Source organism: Kitasatospora sp. GP30, assembly GCF_029892145.1.
GTDB lineage: Bacteria > Actinomycetota > Actinomycetes > Streptomycetales > Streptomycetaceae > Kitasatospora > Kitasatospora acidiphila.
Genome location: NZ_JARZAH010000006.1, coordinates 113,089 through 128,144, shown reverse-complemented (window position 1 = coordinate 128,144; position 15,056 = coordinate 113,089). Strand labels below are relative to the sequence as shown.

General features: G+C 72.0%; 11 protein-coding genes and 1 tRNA gene. 5 read left to right on the top strand and 7 right to left on the bottom strand.

Going from position 1 to position 15,056, the window contains the following annotated elements:
* Positions 1–79 precede the first annotated feature (79 nt).
* Positions 80–153 (bottom strand) — tRNA-Ile (locus P3T35_RS12220).
* A gap of 76 nt (positions 154–229) precedes the next feature.
* Positions 230–922 (bottom strand): PAS domain-containing protein, encoded by a 693-nt coding sequence (locus P3T35_RS12215; RefSeq protein ID WP_101379306.1) that lies wholly within the window; start codon positions 920–922, stop codon positions 230–232.
* Positions 923–1,119: 197 nt separating this feature from the next.
* Here P3T35_RS12215 and P3T35_RS12210 point away from each other — a divergent pair, with 197 nt between their 5' ends.
* The gene (locus tag P3T35_RS12210; protein ID WP_101379305.1) at positions 1,120–4,305 is read left to right on the top strand and encodes a cytochrome P450; all 3,186 of its coding nucleotides are present in this window, start codon (positions 1,120–1,122) and stop codon (positions 4,303–4,305) included.
* Positions 4,306–4,394: 89 nt separating this feature from the next.
* On the opposite strand, the gene P3T35_RS12205 is transcribed toward P3T35_RS12210, so the two are convergent.
* The 3 genes from P3T35_RS12205 to P3T35_RS12195 all read right to left on the bottom strand — a co-directional run bounded on the left by P3T35_RS12205 (position 4,395) and on the right by P3T35_RS12195 (position 8,718).
* A complete protein-coding gene (locus P3T35_RS12205) occupies positions 4,395–5,741 on the bottom strand; it encodes a glycoside hydrolase family 55 protein (RefSeq protein ID WP_218976644.1) in 1,347 nt (448 codons plus the stop codon).
* A 95-nt stretch (positions 5,742–5,836) separates the two neighbouring features.
* Positions 5,837–7,414, bottom strand: a complete 1,578-nt coding sequence (locus P3T35_RS12200) for an HlyD family efflux transporter periplasmic adaptor subunit (RefSeq protein WP_101379304.1) — start codon at positions 7,412–7,414, stop codon at positions 5,837–5,839.
* An 11-nt stretch (positions 7,415–7,425) separates the two neighbouring features.
* A complete protein-coding gene (locus P3T35_RS12195; RefSeq protein ID WP_101379303.1) occupies positions 7,426–8,718 on the bottom strand; it encodes an NAD-dependent epimerase/dehydratase family protein in 1,293 nt (430 codons plus the stop codon).
* 681 nt (positions 8,719–9,399) lie between these two features.
* Between P3T35_RS12195 and P3T35_RS12190 the strand changes: the two genes are divergently transcribed.
* Positions 9,400–11,334 carry a glycosyltransferase gene (locus tag P3T35_RS12190; RefSeq protein WP_101379302.1) on the top strand — a complete coding sequence of 645 codons (1,935 nt, stop codon included), beginning with the start codon at positions 9,400–9,402 and terminating at the stop codon, positions 11,332–11,334.
* Positions 11,335–11,348: 14 nt separating this feature from the next.
* Complete coding sequence (locus P3T35_RS12185; protein ID WP_101379301.1) at positions 11,349–12,263, top strand: hypothetical protein; 915 nt, start codon at positions 11,349–11,351, stop codon at positions 12,261–12,263.
* A gap of 49 nt (positions 12,264–12,312) precedes the next feature.
* Here the strand turns inward: P3T35_RS12185 and P3T35_RS12180 are convergent, their stop codons facing one another.
* Positions 12,313–12,858 (bottom strand): DUF1707 and FHA domain-containing protein, encoded by a 546-nt coding sequence (locus P3T35_RS12180; RefSeq protein WP_101379300.1) that lies wholly within the window; start codon positions 12,856–12,858, stop codon positions 12,313–12,315.
* Between the two features lie 198 nt (positions 12,859–13,056).
* On the opposite strand from P3T35_RS12180, the gene P3T35_RS12175 reads away from it, so the two are divergent.
* Positions 13,057–14,055 carry an amidohydrolase family protein gene (locus P3T35_RS12175; RefSeq protein WP_101379299.1) on the top strand — a complete coding sequence of 333 codons (999 nt, stop codon included), beginning with the start codon at positions 13,057–13,059 and terminating at the stop codon, positions 14,053–14,055.
* 2 nt (positions 14,056–14,057) lie between these two features.
* Here the strand turns inward: P3T35_RS12175 and P3T35_RS12170 are convergent, their stop codons facing one another.
* Complete coding sequence (locus P3T35_RS12170) at positions 14,058–14,678, bottom strand: hypothetical protein (protein WP_101379298.1); 621 nt, start codon at positions 14,676–14,678, stop codon at positions 14,058–14,060.
* Between the two features lie 42 nt (positions 14,679–14,720).
* On the opposite strand from P3T35_RS12170, the gene P3T35_RS12165 reads away from it, so the two are divergent.
* Positions 14,721–14,990 (top strand): LapA family protein, encoded by a 270-nt coding sequence (locus P3T35_RS12165; RefSeq protein WP_101379297.1) that lies wholly within the window; start codon positions 14,721–14,723, stop codon positions 14,988–14,990.
* Positions 14,991–15,056: the final 66 nt, after the last annotated feature.

Sequence of the window (15,056 nt, the reverse complement as noted above, 5' to 3'; positions counted from 1 at the left end):
CCCCTCCTCCTCAGACGCGCCGAACTACTGAACGCCGAAACGCCCGGAGTGGGTTTCCACTCCGGGCGTTCCGTGCCGGTGGGCCTAACAGGACTTGAACCTGTGGCCTCTTCCTTATCAGGGAAGCGCTCTAACCGTCTGAGCTATAGGCCCTTGCCGCGCGGAAACGTTAACCGACGAGCCGCCAGTCTCACAAATTCATTCCGCCTTCTGCGCCGCTACCCGCCGGTCACCCCGATGGTGTGCCATCCGCGCTCGGGCGGGGCGGCCAGGTGTCGGGGGCGAGGACTCCGGTGGCGTAGGCGCGGGCCACCAGGGCGGTGCGGTTGGGGACGTGCCAGCGGCGGGTCAGGCGGGTCAGGTGGTAGTTGACGCCGTCGACGGTCAGGTCGACCTCCCTGGCGATCTGGGCCGTGGTGGCGCCACGGGCCGCCGCGGCGAGGATGCGCGCCTCGACCGGGCTGACCCGCTCGGTCGGCCGGTCGGCCGGTGCGGTGGCCGGAGGGCCCAGGGCGCGCAGCCACAGCAGCAGCTTCGGGTCGTCGTCCGGCAGGTCGCTGACCGGCTCGATGGTCAGCTCGCCCCGGCGCTCGGTGCCGTCGGCGGCGGCCCACAGCACCTCGATCGGGTACTGGGAGCGGCGCTGCAGTCGGACGGCTTCCATGACCGGCCGCAGTGGCCTGCGGCCCTGCGGGCGGAGCAGCTCCAGGATCTTTCGCCCGCTCAAGTGGCCCGGCAGTACGCCCAGTTCGATGCCCATCGCCCGGTTGACGACGTGGATGCGGCCGGCCGTGTCGCACACCGCGATCGGCAGCGGCAGGTGGTCGAACAGCATCAGGAACCGGTTGCGCCAGAGGATCGCGAGCTCGCGCGGGTCCTCCGGGAGCGCCTGGCTCGGTGTTTCGCCTGCCACACGATCCATACCGGCACTCCGCTCCTTGGTGCGTGCCACATCTGACGCCGTGAAAGCAAGACGTCCTCGGCGCCGACACTACAGAATCATGTAGTCCGGCGGGACGCCAAGCCGCCTCGGGAAGCCCAGAGTGGATAACGGCCGCCGACGGATCCACCCGTCCGCGCGGCACTGGTGATCTCCTACTGCGGAAGGCGACCCGCGTCATGACCGAGACCTTGCTAACCCCGCATGCCGTCAGCACCGACGGCCCGATCCCCGTGGTGGACGTCTCCCAGGCCGGCCCGGCCGCCGCGCCGATACTGCGTCTTATGGGGCTGGCCCGGCAGTACGGTCCGGCCTTCGTCCAGCGCATGCACGGGAACGACATCGTGATGGTCAGCAGCCTTGACCTGGTCACCGAACTGGCGGATGAGCGGCGGTTCGCCAAGGGCATCGGAGCGGGTCTACTGAACGTCCGGGAGTTCACCGGGGACGGCCTGTTCACCGCCTACAACGAGGAGCCCAACTGGCTCAAGGCCCATGACATCCTGATGCCGGCCTTCGCGCTCGGCTCGATGCACACCTTCCACCCGGTGATGCTGCGGGTCGCCCGCCGCCTGCTCGACTCCTGGGACCGCCGGGCGGCCGCCGGCGAACCCGTGGACGTGCCAGGCGACATGACCCGCATGACCCTGGACACCATCGGACTGGCCGGGTTCGGCTTCGACTTCGGCTCGTTCGAGAGCGCCGAACCGCACCCGTTCGTCGAAGGCATGGTGCGCTGCCTGGAATGGGCGATGACGCGGATCTCCCGGGCGCCCGGCATTGACTACTCCGAGCGGGACGAGGCGTTCCGGATCGACGCCGACTACCTCGCCTCGGTGGTCGACGAGGTGATCGCCGCCCGCACCAAGGGTGAGACCGATGACGGAGGCCGGGACCACGTCGAGGACCTGCTGGGCCTGATGCTCGAGGCCACCCACCCGGCCGACGGCACCACGCTGGACGCGGAGAACATCCGCAACCAGGTGATCACCTTCCTGATCGCCGGCCACGAGACCACCTCCGGCATGCTCGCCTTCGCCCTCTACCACCTGGTCAAGCACCCGACCGCGCTCCGGCTGCTCCAGCAGGAGGTGGACGGGCTGTGGGGCGACCAGGCCGACCCGGACCCGTCGTACCAGGACATCGGCCGCCTGCGCTACACCCGCCAGGTGCTCCTGGAGTCGCTGCGCCTGTGGCCGACCGCGCCGGGGTTCAGCCGGCAGGCCCACGAGGACACCCTGCTCGGTGGCCGGATCCCGCTGCGGGCCGGCCAGCCCGTGCTGGTGCTGACCCCGATGCTGCACCGCGACCCGGTCTGGGGCGACAACCCGGAGCTGTTCGACCCCGCCCGGTTCGACCCGGAGCTCGAGGCGGCCCGCTCCCCGCAAGCGTTCAAGCCCTTCGGCACCGGCGAACGCGCCTGCATCGGACGGCAGTTCGCCCTGCACGAGGCCACCATGCTGCTCGCCATGCTGGTCCACCGCTACCGGCTGATCGACCACACCGACTACCAGTTGGCGATCAAGCAGACCCTCACCATCAAGCCCGACGACTTCACCCTCACCCTGGCCCGGCGCACGCCCACCCCGGCGTCGCGCACGCCCGTGGCACACCCGGCGGCCGCCGCCCAGGGCCAACCGGCCGATGACGCCGGCCTGCCCGCCCGGGTCCGCCAGGGCACCGGGGTGCTGCTCCTGCACGGCTCCAACTACGGCGCCTGCCGCGAGTTCACCCGGCAACTCGCCGACGCTGCCGCCGAGATCGGCTGCGACACCGCCATTGCCCCGCTCGACGCGCACACCGGCGCGCTGCCCACCGACCGGACCGTGGTGATCACCGCGGCCTCGTACAACGGCCAACCCACCGACGACGCGGCGGCCTTCGTCGGCTGGCTGGAGACCGCGGCCGAGGGCGCCGCCGACGGGGTGGACTACGCGGTACTCGGCGTCGGCGACCGCAACTGGGCCGCCACCTACCAGCGCATCCCCACCCTGATCGACGACCGGCTGGCCGCGCTCGGCGGCACCCGGCTGCTGGAGCGGGCCGCGGCGGACGCCTCCGGCGACCTGGCCGGCACGGTGAAGGCGTTCACCGCCGCGCTGCGCACCGCTCTGCTGGAGCGCCACGGCGACCCCGACAGCACCGCCACCGCACCCGAGCCCGACGGGTACCAGGTCACCGAGGTCACCGGCGGCCCGCTGGACGCGCTGGCGGCCCGGCACGGCATGACCGCGATGACCGTCACCTCGGTCGACACCCTCACCGACCCGGCCTACCCGAGGGTCAAGCGCCTGGTCCGGCTGGCGCTGCCGGACGGCCAGACCTTCCGCACCGCCGACCACCTCACCGTGCTCCCCGCCAACGACCCCGCCCTGGTCGAGCGCGCCGCCCGGGTGCTGGGCGCCGATCCGGACACCCTGCTCAGCATCGTCGCGCCCCGCCGCAGCGGCCTGGCCGTCGACCGGCCGCTGACCGTAAGGGAGTTGCTCACCCACTACGTCGAGCTGCAGGACCGCCCGACCGCCGACCGACTGGCCACCCTGGCCGAGCTCAACCCCTGCCCGCCCGAGCGGGCCGCGCTGCGGGCCATAGCCGCCGACGACTCCCGGACGCTGCTCGACCTCATCGAGGACCACCCGGCCCTGCGCGAGGCCCTGACCTGGCCCGTCCTGCTGGAGCTGCTGCCCCCGATCCGGCCGCGCCACTACTCGGTGTCGTCCTCGCCGACCAACGACCCGCACCGGATCGACCTGATGGTCTCCCTGCTCGAAGCCCCCGCCCGCTCGGGCCGCGGCACCTACCGCGGCACCGGCTCCGGCCACCTCGCGCGCATCCGGCCGGGTGACACCGTCCTTGCCCGGATCCAGCCCTGCCGCGAGGCGTTCCGGATCGGCCACCGCACCCCGGTGATCATGATCGCCGCCGGCACCGGCCTGGCGCCGTTCCGCGGTGCCATCGCCGACCGCCGCGCCCTGCTCGCCTCCGGTGCTCAACTGGCCCCGGCCTTCTGCTACTTCGGCTGCGACCGCCCCGACGCCGACTACCTGCACGCGGACGAACTGCGTGCCGCCGAACTGGCGGGGGCGGTGTCGATGCGGCCGGCGTTCAGCGAGGCCCCGGCGAACGGGCTGCGCTTCGTGCAGCACCGGATCGCGGCCGAGGGCGCGGAGGTGTGGCAGCTGCTGCAGTCCGGCGCCGAGGTGTACGTCTGCGGAGACGGCGCCCGGATGGCCCCCGGCGTGCGGGACGCCTTCCAGAGGCTGTACCTGGAGCACACCCCCGGCGCCGACGAGGCCGCCGCCCGGCAGTGGCTCCAGGAACTGGTCGACCAGGGCCGCTACGTCGAGGACGTCTACGCCGGCTGACGGCCACCCGCCACCGGGCACCCGGCCCCTGCTGCATCGAGCCGCCACACCTTCCTCGGCCGACCGTCAGGCCGAGAGCGCCGGTCCTGTCAGGCCGACAGGACCGGCCCCTCCTGCAGCTGGAGCCGGGCCGAGGAGGTGCCGGGGATCACCGCGGCCTTGCTGTCCACGAACTGGCCGACCCAGCTCTTCGGCATCGCGGCGCCGTGGTTGTGCACCACGTTGCCGGAGTACTGACCGCCGGCTTTGGTCGGGAAGTCGGCGGCGGTGAAGCCGTCGAAACGGGCGAAGCTGGCGACGGTCGTCGCGCCGTTGAGGTCGAGGATGTTGCCGGTCAACACCGCCGCCGGGTCGCTGCCGCTGGTGGCCAGGCCCGGTCCGAAGGCGATCGCCGTGCTGTTGCTCAGCGCCCGGAAGTAGTTGCCGATCGCCTGGAGGCCGCGGCCGTGGCAGTCCACCGGGAGGGCGCGGATCAGGTCGAAGTAGCAGCCGTCCAGTCGCAGCGTCCACGGGTGGCCCGCGAGACCGTAGGAGATGTGGTTGGTGCCCTCCGCCGAGGAGAAGTGGCTCTCCAACACGATCCACCCGCCGGCGCCGGCCAGCAGGGGACCGAACTGCGCGCCGTGGTTGTGGCCGTTGACCTGGCAGCCCATCACCTGGCCGTCGGTGCTGCCGCCGCCGGGATAGGCGGCGGACAGGCCGTCGGCGAGCAGGAAGGTGCCGGCGCCGTAGGAGGAGCAGAAGAGCAGCCGGCCGTTGACCGAGAAGAAGTTGCCGGTACCCGAGGAGAGGAACCGGACGAAGCCGCCGTTGCCCTTGCCACCGGTCGGATAGCCCTTGAAACCGGGCGGATCGCAGTACAGGTCACGGCAGTTGCGGAACGTGACGTCGGAGGTGTCGACCACGCTGGCCGCCCAGAAGCCGGTGATCCCGGACCCGGCCGGGGTGGTGCCGAGGAACCCGAGGCCGTCGATGATCAGGCCGTGCGGGTTCGTGGCGACCGCGGCGCCGTTGCCGCTGCTGCCGATCGCCAGCAGGGTCGAGGTACTGGCGGTGAGCGGTGCGAGCACCGAGCCGGTGAGTGCGGCGGTGGTCGGGGCGTTCGCCGCGCTCAGGCAGCTCTGGCCCTGGAGCACGGCCACGCCGCCGGGCACGGCCAACCCGGAGGTGCGGTAGCAACCACCGGCTGCGGGTGGAAAGTTGACGAGGGAGCCGGGGGTCTTGCCGGCTGCGTTCAGCGCGCTCTGGATCGCCGCGGTGTCGTCGGTGGTGCCATCGCCGACCGCGCCGTAGGCCGCCACGTCGAAGACGGTCGGCGGTGTGGCGTGCACGGCCGGCGCCGCTGCGGCCGACCCGCCCGGGGCGGCGGCGGCCAGGGCGCCGCCACCTGCGGCAGCGAGCCGGAGCGCGGTTCGGCGGCTGGGATTGCTGGACACGGGTCTTCACCTTCATCTGGGGTCGAGGGGGGTCGGCGCAGGTCAGCCGGGGACAACAGCAGGTCGGCCGTAGGACAGCAGTGGGCCGGCCGTGGTCAGCCGATGGTCACGTCCACCGACATGCCGGCCAGCGCGCCCGCCCGCTGCGCGTCGGTGGTGATCGTGACGTTGTAGTAGGTCGCGCCCGGCACCCGGGCCGGGTCGAGTCGCACCTCGCTGATCCGACCGGGCACGGCGCGCCCGGTCGCGGGGAAGCTCAAAGTGGCCCCCTGGCCCTGGTGCACGGAGGCGATCTGCGCCTCGGGCAGCTGCGCGGTGACACTGAGCGGGCCGGCGTACACCGTGAGCAGCGCCGAGTAGGTGGCCTGGGTGCTGCCGGCGTTGCTGCCGGGCGCGGCGCTCGGCACGAAGAGCTGGATGCCCGGCTCCTGGTTGACCAGCGTGCCGGACTGCGCCGCCGGGCCCTCGTAGGCGTGCACGCCCTCCGGTCCGACCGTGTCGCCGGCGGCGCCCGCGGTGTCGGCGACGATGCCGTCGGCCGGCGCGATGATCGTGGCCTGCTTGAGGGCCAGCTGATCGGCCGCCAACTGCGCCTGGGCGGAGGCCAACTGGGACTGCGCCTGGGCGATCGAGGCGGGGGTGAGCGCGGTGCCCTGCGCCGCGACCCGGGCCTGCGCGGCCTGGAGCGTGTCCTCGCTCTGGGCGAGGCTCTGCTCGTCCTGCTGCTGCTGCGCCTGGCCGGTGGACTGGGTCGAGGCCAGGCTCGCCTTGGCCTGGGCGAGTGCGGCGCCGTCCCGTTCGATCTGCGACTGGAGGTCGTTGCAGAGTTGCTCCTGTCCGAACGACGTTGCGCTCGAGCTCGGTTCGGGGGTGGAACCGGCCGGCGACGGGGTCGGCGAGGGGGAGGGGGAGTGCGAAGGGGGCGGGGTGGCCGTGGGGCTACCGGTCGGCGTCCTGGCCGGCGCGGCAGCGGGCACCGGCATGCCCGCGCCCGGAGCCACGGAGACCGGAGCCACTGTGCCCGGAGCGGGTGAGCCCGGCGCTTGCGAGGTCGGGGCCAACGCCGAGGCGGTCGCCGAACAGTACTGCGCGTAGCGCGCGTTGTCGTTGTCCAGCGTCGTCTGGTCCGAGGTCACCACCGTGGTCTGCGCCGCCACGTTGTTCTGCGTGCTGTTCGCCGCCAGCGCCAGTGCGCCCTGCGCGGTGTTCGCCGCCGCCTGCGCCTTGGCGACGTCCAGCTGGTCCTGGGTGGACTGGTTGGCGGTGGTCTGCGGGTTGCGGTCCTGCGCGAGCAGCGCGGTGTCCGCGTCCACGGCGGCCTGCGCGGCGGCGACGTTCGCCGCCGCCACGCTGCTCACCTGGGTCGCGAGGACCTGGCCCGCCTTCACGTGGTCGCCCGGACGCACCGTCAGCGTCTGCACCGTGCCGGTGTTCTGGAAGTTGAGGTAGTAGGCGTGCTCGGGGGTGACCTGGCCGCTGAAGCTCACCGGGCGCGAGGCGATCGCGTGGTATGTCCCGACACCGATACCCGCACCGACCAGTGCGACGCAGAGCGCCACCGACAGCTGCTTGACGCTCATCGCGGTCCGGGCCGGCCGGATCTCGCCGACCCCCGCCTCGCCGCTGGCGAGCGCGGCGTTCATCCCGCGCATGGGGCGCGCCGACTTGGCCATCGCCGCCCTCCCTAGCGCAGCGGCTCGGCGACCGCCGAACCATCAGCCGCAGCCGCCGGCCGGTCCGTCGGCCCGTCCGCCGTCAGGCCCGTCGGCCCGTCCGCCGGCAGGTCCGTCAGCAGGTCGTCCGCCGTCGCCATCCCCGAGCGCCAGACCGACCGGGCGATGATCTTGCTGAGGTCCACCCGGTGCCGGTAGCGCCGGGCGATCTCCGTGCACTCCTCCAGCAGCCCTTCGGACAGCGTGGTCGGCTCGAGTCCGAGCGCGAGGAACCGGTCGTTGCGCACCACGAGGTCGTTCTCCACCGCCTCGCGGCGCGGGTTGGGCAGGTTCGCCACCGGCACCCCGGTCAGGCTGCTGACCAACTTGGCCAGGTCGCTGACCCGGTGCGTCTCGGTCACCTGGTTGAAGACCATCGGCTTCTGCCCCGGAGCCGGCGGGTTGGTCAGCGCGATCTCGATACATCGGACGGTGTCGCGCAGGTGGATGAAGGCGCGGGTCTGGCCGCCGGTGCCGTGCACGGTCAGCGGGTGCGCCAGCGCGGCCTGCATCAGGAAGCGGTTGAGCACCGTGCCGTAGTCGCCGTCGTAGTCGAAGCGGTTGACCAGCCGTTCGTCGCGCACGGTCTGCGCGGTCTGGGTGCCCCAGACGATGCCCTGGTGCAGGTCGGTGATCCGCAGCTGGTCGTTGGCCGCGTAGAAGGCGAACAGCAGCTGGTCGAGCGTCTTGGTCAGGTGGTAGACCGAGCCGGGGTTGGCCGGGTGCAGGATCTCGCGGTCCAGGTCGCCGTCCGGGGTGGGGACCTTGACGGTCAGATAGCCTTCCGGGATCGGCGCCGAGCCGGACCAGCCGTAGCCGTAGACGCCCATCGTGCCGAGGTGGACGAGCGCCGCGTCGGTGCCGGTGGCGACCAGTGCGGTGAGCAGGTTGTGGGTCGCGCGCACGTTGTTGTCGACGGTGTAGCGCTTGGCCTGGGTGGAGCGCATCGAGTACGGCGCGGCGCGCTGCTCGGCGAAGTGCACGATGGCCTCCGGCCGCAGCCGGGGGAGCAGCTCGGCGAGCCGGTCGTACTCGGTGGCCAGGTCGAGCCGGACGAAGCCGATCTCCCGACCCGACACCTCGCGCCAGGCGCGCAGCCGCTCGCCGATGGGCCGGATCGGGGTCAGCGACTCGACCTCCAGCTCCAGGTCGATCGCGCGCCGGCTCAGGTTGTCGAGGATCGTCACCTCGTGGCTGCGGTCGGACAAATACAGTGCGGTCGGCCAGCCGCAGAATCCGTCGCCACCGAGTACCAGGACACGCATGTGTACACTCCCTGTGAAATGGCCGCGAGCGCGCCGACGACGCGGTGCGGAAAACGGTGCTGGTCGTGCAGGACCACGGTGCGGGAAACGCAGGACGGCGCGACGCGATTGCTGCCAGAGCAAGCAGTGCGGTCGTTCCGGGAAATGCGCAGCGGCGCTTCTGAAAGCGGCTGCGGGGCGGCGAGCCGAAGTGGGGGGCCGCCGGACGTTCAGCGACTCTGCCAGAACTTCGGTGACGTGTCCAGTACAGCGAGTGATCCCCGACAATGCGTCCCGCAGCCTTGATCATCATGCATTTCAGCAGGTCATGGCTGGTGTAGCCATAGGGCGGCCGACTGATCTGGACTGGTGGGTAACTTTGGCATGTTCGAGCCACTGGCGCAATATGGCCGTCGCCGACGCCTATTCAAGATCCCCCGAGCGGCTATTCAAGATCGCCACAAGCGGACGCCGGGAAACTGGCACCCGATGGCACGTCAGGTGCCTTTCGCTAACCTCGCCCATGCAGCTGAGAAATTTTGTCAGGAAGGCTGCCATCGAATGAGCATCCGCTGTATACCTGGGTACCACTCGTCCCAGGAAGGGAAGGCTCCATGGAAATAAGGGCCCGTTCCGACGGGGAATTACGCGCGCTCGCGGAGCGCGTCGAGGCCGAGCCCCGAGGCCGGTGACGGACCAGTCATGTACCACCCCACCGCCATCGCGCTGTTCGCCGCGGACCTGGCCCTGCTGCTGCTGATCATCCGGCTGCCGCTCTCCCGGCGCTTCGACGACTCCGACCGCGGCGCCGGGCGGATCGTCAAGCTGCCGCCGATCCGCCGCCCCTCAGTGCCGCGCGCGCTGGCCTTCCTGCTGGTCGGTGCGGCCGTCAGCGTGCTGATCGTGGCACTGCGGCACCCGCAGCTCGACCAGGCGTACCGCGCGGTGGTCGCCGACACGCTGTCGGCCGCCGACAGCGACACCCGGCTGACCGCGATGTACGCCAACAGCCTGCCGCCGCTGGTGCCCGCCGCCGTGGTCGGCTACCTCGTCACGATCGCGCTGGTGCTGCCCGCCACCATCGGCCGGCGGCTGGTGATCCTGGCGCACGCACCGGTGTTCGTCGCGATGTCGGTGCTCACCGAGGTGTTCACCGCACTGGTCGGCGCCGCCACCGGCCTGCCGCTCGGCCCGGCCCCGCTGCTCGCCCTGGTGCTCCAGACCACGCTCGGCTACCTGCTGGTCTACCGGCTCAGCTTCACCGCCTACCAACTGCCCCGGCTGACCCCGCTGCCCAACCTGCGGCGCGGCGACTGGCCGGACAACCTGGTCCTCGCGTGCTGCCTGGTCGCCACCCTCAGCCTGGTCGGCGGCCTCGCGCTGGCCCTCGTCGAACAGGTCGGCGGCCATCCCGTCGCGCAGTTCCTGGTGCTGGCCAGCCTGCGCTTCGCGGTCACCGACGTGACCTACGCCCTGCTCGGGCTGGTCCGCCTCAGCACCACCCGCCGCCCGCGCCTCGGACCGGAGCGCCCGGCCCTGAACGTGATCATCCCGGCGTACAACGAGGCGGCCGGCATCGAGCGGCTGCTGCGCTCGATCGACCGGGCGGCCGAGGCGTACGGCGGACCGGTGCACGTGGTGATGTGCGACGACGGCTCGACCGACGACACCCGCGCGCTCGCCGAGGCCGTCGTGGCCGGCTACCGGCACGCCACCGGCGTGGTGATCCAGGGTGCCCACGCGGGCAAGGCCAAGGCGCTCAACCTCGCGCTGGAGCGCTGCACCGCGGACTACGTCTACCGGGTCGACGCCGACTGCGCGTTGGACACGAACGCCTTCGTGCACACCATGCCGCACTTCCTCTCCGACCCCCGGGTCGGCACGGTCGGCCTGCTGACCCTGCCCAAGGAGCCGTACGCCACCTGGATCGACCGGATGCGCGCGATGGAGCAGCTCTTCACCTACGGCTACTCGCTCGCCTGCGTCAGCACGGTCGACGGGGTGCCGTGCATCCCCGGCACCTTCTGCGGCTTCCGCCGCGCGCCGGTCGCCGAGCTCGGCGGCTTCGTGCACGGGATGTTCGGCGAGGACGCCGAATTCACCTGCGCGCTGGCCCGGCTCGGCTGGCGCGCGGTGCTGGACCCGCGCGGGGTCTCCTACGAGGACGTGCCGGCCACCGTCGGACAGCTGCGGGTGCAGCGGTTCCGCTGGGGGCTCGGCAACATGATGACCTTCGCGCGCTTCACCCCGTTCGGGCAGGGCGCGCCCGGGCCGCGCTTCTGGTTCCAACTGCCGCGCGCGGCCGGCGGCAAGCTGGCCTACCCGATCCACTTCTTCGTGCTGATCCTGACCGTCCTGTACGGAGTGCTGCACCCGGGTATGCAGCACAACGTGCCGCGATTCCTGGTCGTCTTCGTGCTGGCCCAACTGCCCGCGCTGCTGCCCCGGCTCTGCGTGATCCTCTACTACCGGCGCTGGCGACTGCTCGTCTGGGCACCGCTGTTCATCGCCTTCGCCTTCCTCAAGCGCTTCTTCCAACTGGAGTCGCTGCTGGCCTGCGGCACCCGCCCGGTGCGGCTGCCGCCGGCGATCCGCGCGCTGCTGCCCGCCCCCGCACGAGAGCCCGGAACCCGATGAGGCCACGGAACCCGATGACAACTGCGCGACAGATCGCGGCGCTCGCGCTGCTGCTGATCCTGGCCGCCGTCGCTGCCTACGCCGTGCTGGCCGCCCGGCCCGACCACCCGGCCGCCCACGGCACACCGAGCGGCAGCCCGCCGACCGCCGTCCCGTCCGCCAGCGGCTCCGCCGCCGCCAACGGGGCCTCATGGATCATCAGCGGCAGCACCCTCGACGAGCTGGTCGCCACCGACCCCGCCACCGCCAAGCTGCTCGACACCCCCAACGCCTATGTCCTCACCGGCGACGCCCACTGGTCCGTCCCCGCCGGCTGGAGCAGCACCCCGACCGCGAACTTCACCAGCTACGCCGCGCTCAAGTCCGCGTTCACCCGCAACAGCCTGGACCCGCGGATCCGCGCCGTGCTCTACGACAACGAGCACTGGTCGCTCACTCCGCAGGGCGAGCAGGCGGATCCGGCCCACTACGACCAGTTGGCCGCCGACTTGGTCCACCAGCACCACCTGCTCTTCATCGCGGCCCCGGCCACCGACCTGGTCGACAAGCTGAGCCCGCAGACGCCGGCCGGGGGCAAGTTCGACGCGTTCCTCCGACTCGGCCTGCTCGGCCAAGTCGCGAGCTCCGCCGACCTGTTGGACCTGCAGGCGCAGGGCGCGGAGAACGATCCCGCGCTCTTCGCCTCCTTCGTCAAGGCCGCCACCGCCCAAGCCCGCGCCGCCAATCCGCGACTCAAGGTTCTCGCCGGCATCAGCACCAACCCCTCCGGCGCCAAGGCCAGTGCTACCGCGATCGACCGCGCCGCCCAGGCGGTGCGCCCCGAGGTCGACGGCTTCTGGCTCAACGACCCCGCCCACTCGCCGGCCTGCGAGGTCTGCAAGGGGCCGTTCCCGCAGCTCGCGCTCACGGCGCTGCGGGACTTGGGCTAGCGAGCCGGCACGGGCACTGCGCGCCCCTCAGCTGCCCAACCCGACGCCCCTAACCGTTTGCCAGCCGGAACTCCTGGTTGCCGAACCGCACTTGGTCCCCGGCGCGGACCCGCACGGCGCCCGCGATCCGGCGCCCGTTCACATGTGTGCCGTTGGCCGAGCCGAGGTCGTACAGCACCCAGCCGTCGCCTTCGCGCCGCAGCTCGGCGTGGCGCCGGGACACCGAGGAGTCCTGAAGTCGTAGTCCAGAACCGGGGGTCCGGCCGATCGTCAGCGTCCGGGCCCCGGCCTGCGGCAAGTCGAGGCCGGGCAGCCGCTCGGTGCGCCAGGCCCGGACGAGCCGCGCCCGGAATCCGGAGACCCGGCCAACCGTCCGCAGCAGGAAGGTCTCCAGCGGCCGGCCGAGCGGGAGGCCGGCCAGCGCCGTGTCCAACTCGGCGCGGCTGGTGGCGTGCAGGACGAGTTCCATCCGGCCGAGGAAGGTGTCGTGCGACAGCCTGCCGCTGCTCGCACCCTCCCGCAGCACCTCGAGCGCCCGCTCCCGATCGGTCTCGGACGGCCGGACCTCGTACGTCGGGAACTCGGCAGGCCTCATGCGCCGATTGTCGGCGCCGTCATGCCCGGCCGTCCAGCGCCCGGCCGCAGCTGTGGCAGTTCGAGGACACTACGGACCCGCCCGTCTGCTGCGGCCGCTCCGCCAATAGTCAACATGGTTGACCTTTTTGCTCGCCGCCCATACCGTCTAAGTCGTCAACCTGGTTGACTACCCATAGGCGAGGAGCAGATCACCACCATGCGCACAACGGCCACCCCCACCCGGGTCGACGTCCACGCCCACTTCCTGCCCGCCGCCTATCTGCAGGCCGCCCGGGAGGCCGGGCTGAGCAGCTTCGACGGCGGCATCCCCGTACCGGAGTGGAGCCTGGCCGGTGCGCTGGACTTCATGGACCGTCAGGGGATCGACGCCCAGGTCCTGTCGGTCCCGTCGCCCACCGCGCACCGGCTCGCCGGGCGGGGCGGCGCAGCGAAACTCGCCCGCCGTCTCAATGAGGCGGCGGCCGAGATCATCGACCAGCACCCCAGTCGCTTCGGCGCCCTGGCGCACCTGCCACTGCCGGACGTGGACGCGGCCCTGGCGGAGATCGACCACAGCCTGGGCGACCTCGCGCTCGACGGCGTGATCCTGGCGACCAACTACGCCGCCCGCTACCTCGGCGAGCCCGCCTTCGACCCGGTCCTGGCCGAGCTCGACCGGCGCGGCGCCACCATCCTGCTCCACCCCACCGCCCCGGCCTGCTTCGCGCAGACCGGCCTCGGGCACCCGGCGCCGCTCGTGGAGTTCGTCTTCGACGTCGCCCGCACCGTCACGCATCTCATCTACACCGGCGCGCTGACCCGCCATCCGAACCTGCGCATCATCCTCCCGCACGCGGGGGGAGCCGTCCCCGCGCTCGCCTGGCGGATCTCCGCCTTCGCCGCGCAGCCCGCGCTCACCCCCGGAGCGCACCTCAGCCCCGAGAGCGTCCTGGCCCAACTACGCGGGCTCTACTACGACGTGGCCCTCGGTGCGAACCCCCACTCGCTGTCCGCCCTGCTGGAGCTCGCCGACCCCGGGCACCTGCTGTTCGGCACGGACCACCCCTTCAGCCCCGAGCCCCTGATCACCGCCAACAGCCGTGGCCTGGCCGACTATCCGGGGTTCAGCGACCAGACCCGGCGCGCCATCGCCGCCGACAACGCACTGCCGCTCTTCCCGCAGCTCGCCGCCCGCCTGGCACCGCTGACGGGGTGAGGTCAGCCGACCAGCCGACGGCCCTGCTCGAAGAAGGCCAGCAGGCCGTCGACACCGCCGAGTTCACCGACCACGGCCGCCGCCCCGAACGGCGCGTTCCAGTACTCCCCCTGCTGCCGGACGGGCGGGCCGACGTAGGCGTACGGCTCCGCCTGGAAGTCGTCGCCCGGGGAGACTCCGTAGTCGACCCCGGCCACGGTCACGGCGATGTCGAAATGCTCGGGCCAGATGACCGGCTCCGTCCCGGGAAAACCGCGGCGCAGCGCGGCGTCGCCGACCGCGAAGGCGTGCGCGAGCAGATGTGCCGACTGCGGCTCGGCCTCGATCACGTCCTCGGGGCCGACACCGGAGCCGCCCTGATAGAGCCCCTCGGGCGCACCGGGCACCACCCCGATCGCGGCCCCCAGCGCGGCACAGCTGGTCCGCTCCAGGAAGAGGCGCTGCCCGGGCACCACCAGGTCCGCGGCGACGACCTGCACGTTCGGCTCCGCCACTGTGGCGAAGCCGCCGAGGGCGGCGCGCAGCCTGATCGTGCCGCTGCTGCGGAACTGCGGGCCCGCCATCACCAGCTCCGCGACGGCGTGCAGCGCGCGGCGGGTGCGTGCGAGCGATTCGATGTCCATGGCGACATGGTCGGACCGAGGACCCCGTCACATACTGGAACCATGGCGAAGAACACCCGTCCGCCGCAGAGCCGCTCCTCCATCACGGTGAAGGGTCGAACCGTACGGTTGCGCACGATCGGGATGGCCGTCCTGGCGGTACTCGCCGTCTGGTTCATCGCGGCCAACACCGGCTCGGTCTCCGTCCGGCTCTGGGTCAGCACCGTGACGCTCCCGCTCTGGGCGGTCCTGACCGTGACGCTGGCTACCGGGCTTCTGATCGGCTGGTTCCTGGCCCGCCGCGGGGCGAACCGCGACCGGCCCGAGCGCTGAAACGAAGCCTCATGCGGATTGCGCGTCCGCACATCCGCAAACGGCTTCGTACTTGCCCGTAGTGCA

Coding starts and splice junctions, on each gene's coding strand:
- P3T35_RS12195 (WP_101379303.1), bottom strand. CDS start 8,718: ATGCGTGTCCTGGTACTCGGTGGCGACGGATTCTGCGGCTGGCCGACC.
- P3T35_RS12190 (WP_101379302.1), top strand. CDS start 9,400: ATGTACCACCCCACCGCCATCGCGCTGTTCGCCGCGGACCTGGCCCTG.
- P3T35_RS12165 (WP_101379297.1), top strand. CDS start 14,721: ATGGCGAAGAACACCCGTCCGCCGCAGAGCCGCTCCTCCATCACGGTG.
- P3T35_RS12200 (WP_101379304.1), bottom strand. CDS start 7,414: ATGGCCAAGTCGGCGCGCCCCATGCGCGGGATGAACGCCGCGCTCGCC.
- P3T35_RS12180 (WP_101379300.1), bottom strand. CDS start 12,858: ATGAGGCCTGCCGAGTTCCCGACGTACGAGGTCCGGCCGTCCGAGACC.
- P3T35_RS12210 (WP_101379305.1), top strand. CDS start 1,120: ATGACCGAGACCTTGCTAACCCCGCATGCCGTCAGCACCGACGGCCCG.
- P3T35_RS12175 (WP_101379299.1), top strand. CDS start 13,057: ATGCGCACAACGGCCACCCCCACCCGGGTCGACGTCCACGCCCACTTC.
- P3T35_RS12185 (WP_101379301.1), top strand. CDS start 11,349: ATGACAACTGCGCGACAGATCGCGGCGCTCGCGCTGCTGCTGATCCTG.
- P3T35_RS12215 (WP_101379306.1), bottom strand. CDS start 922: ATGGATCGTGTGGCAGGCGAAACACCGAGCCAGGCGCTCCCGGAGGAC.
- P3T35_RS12170 (WP_101379298.1), bottom strand. CDS start 14,678: ATGGACATCGAATCGCTCGCACGCACCCGCCGCGCGCTGCACGCCGTC.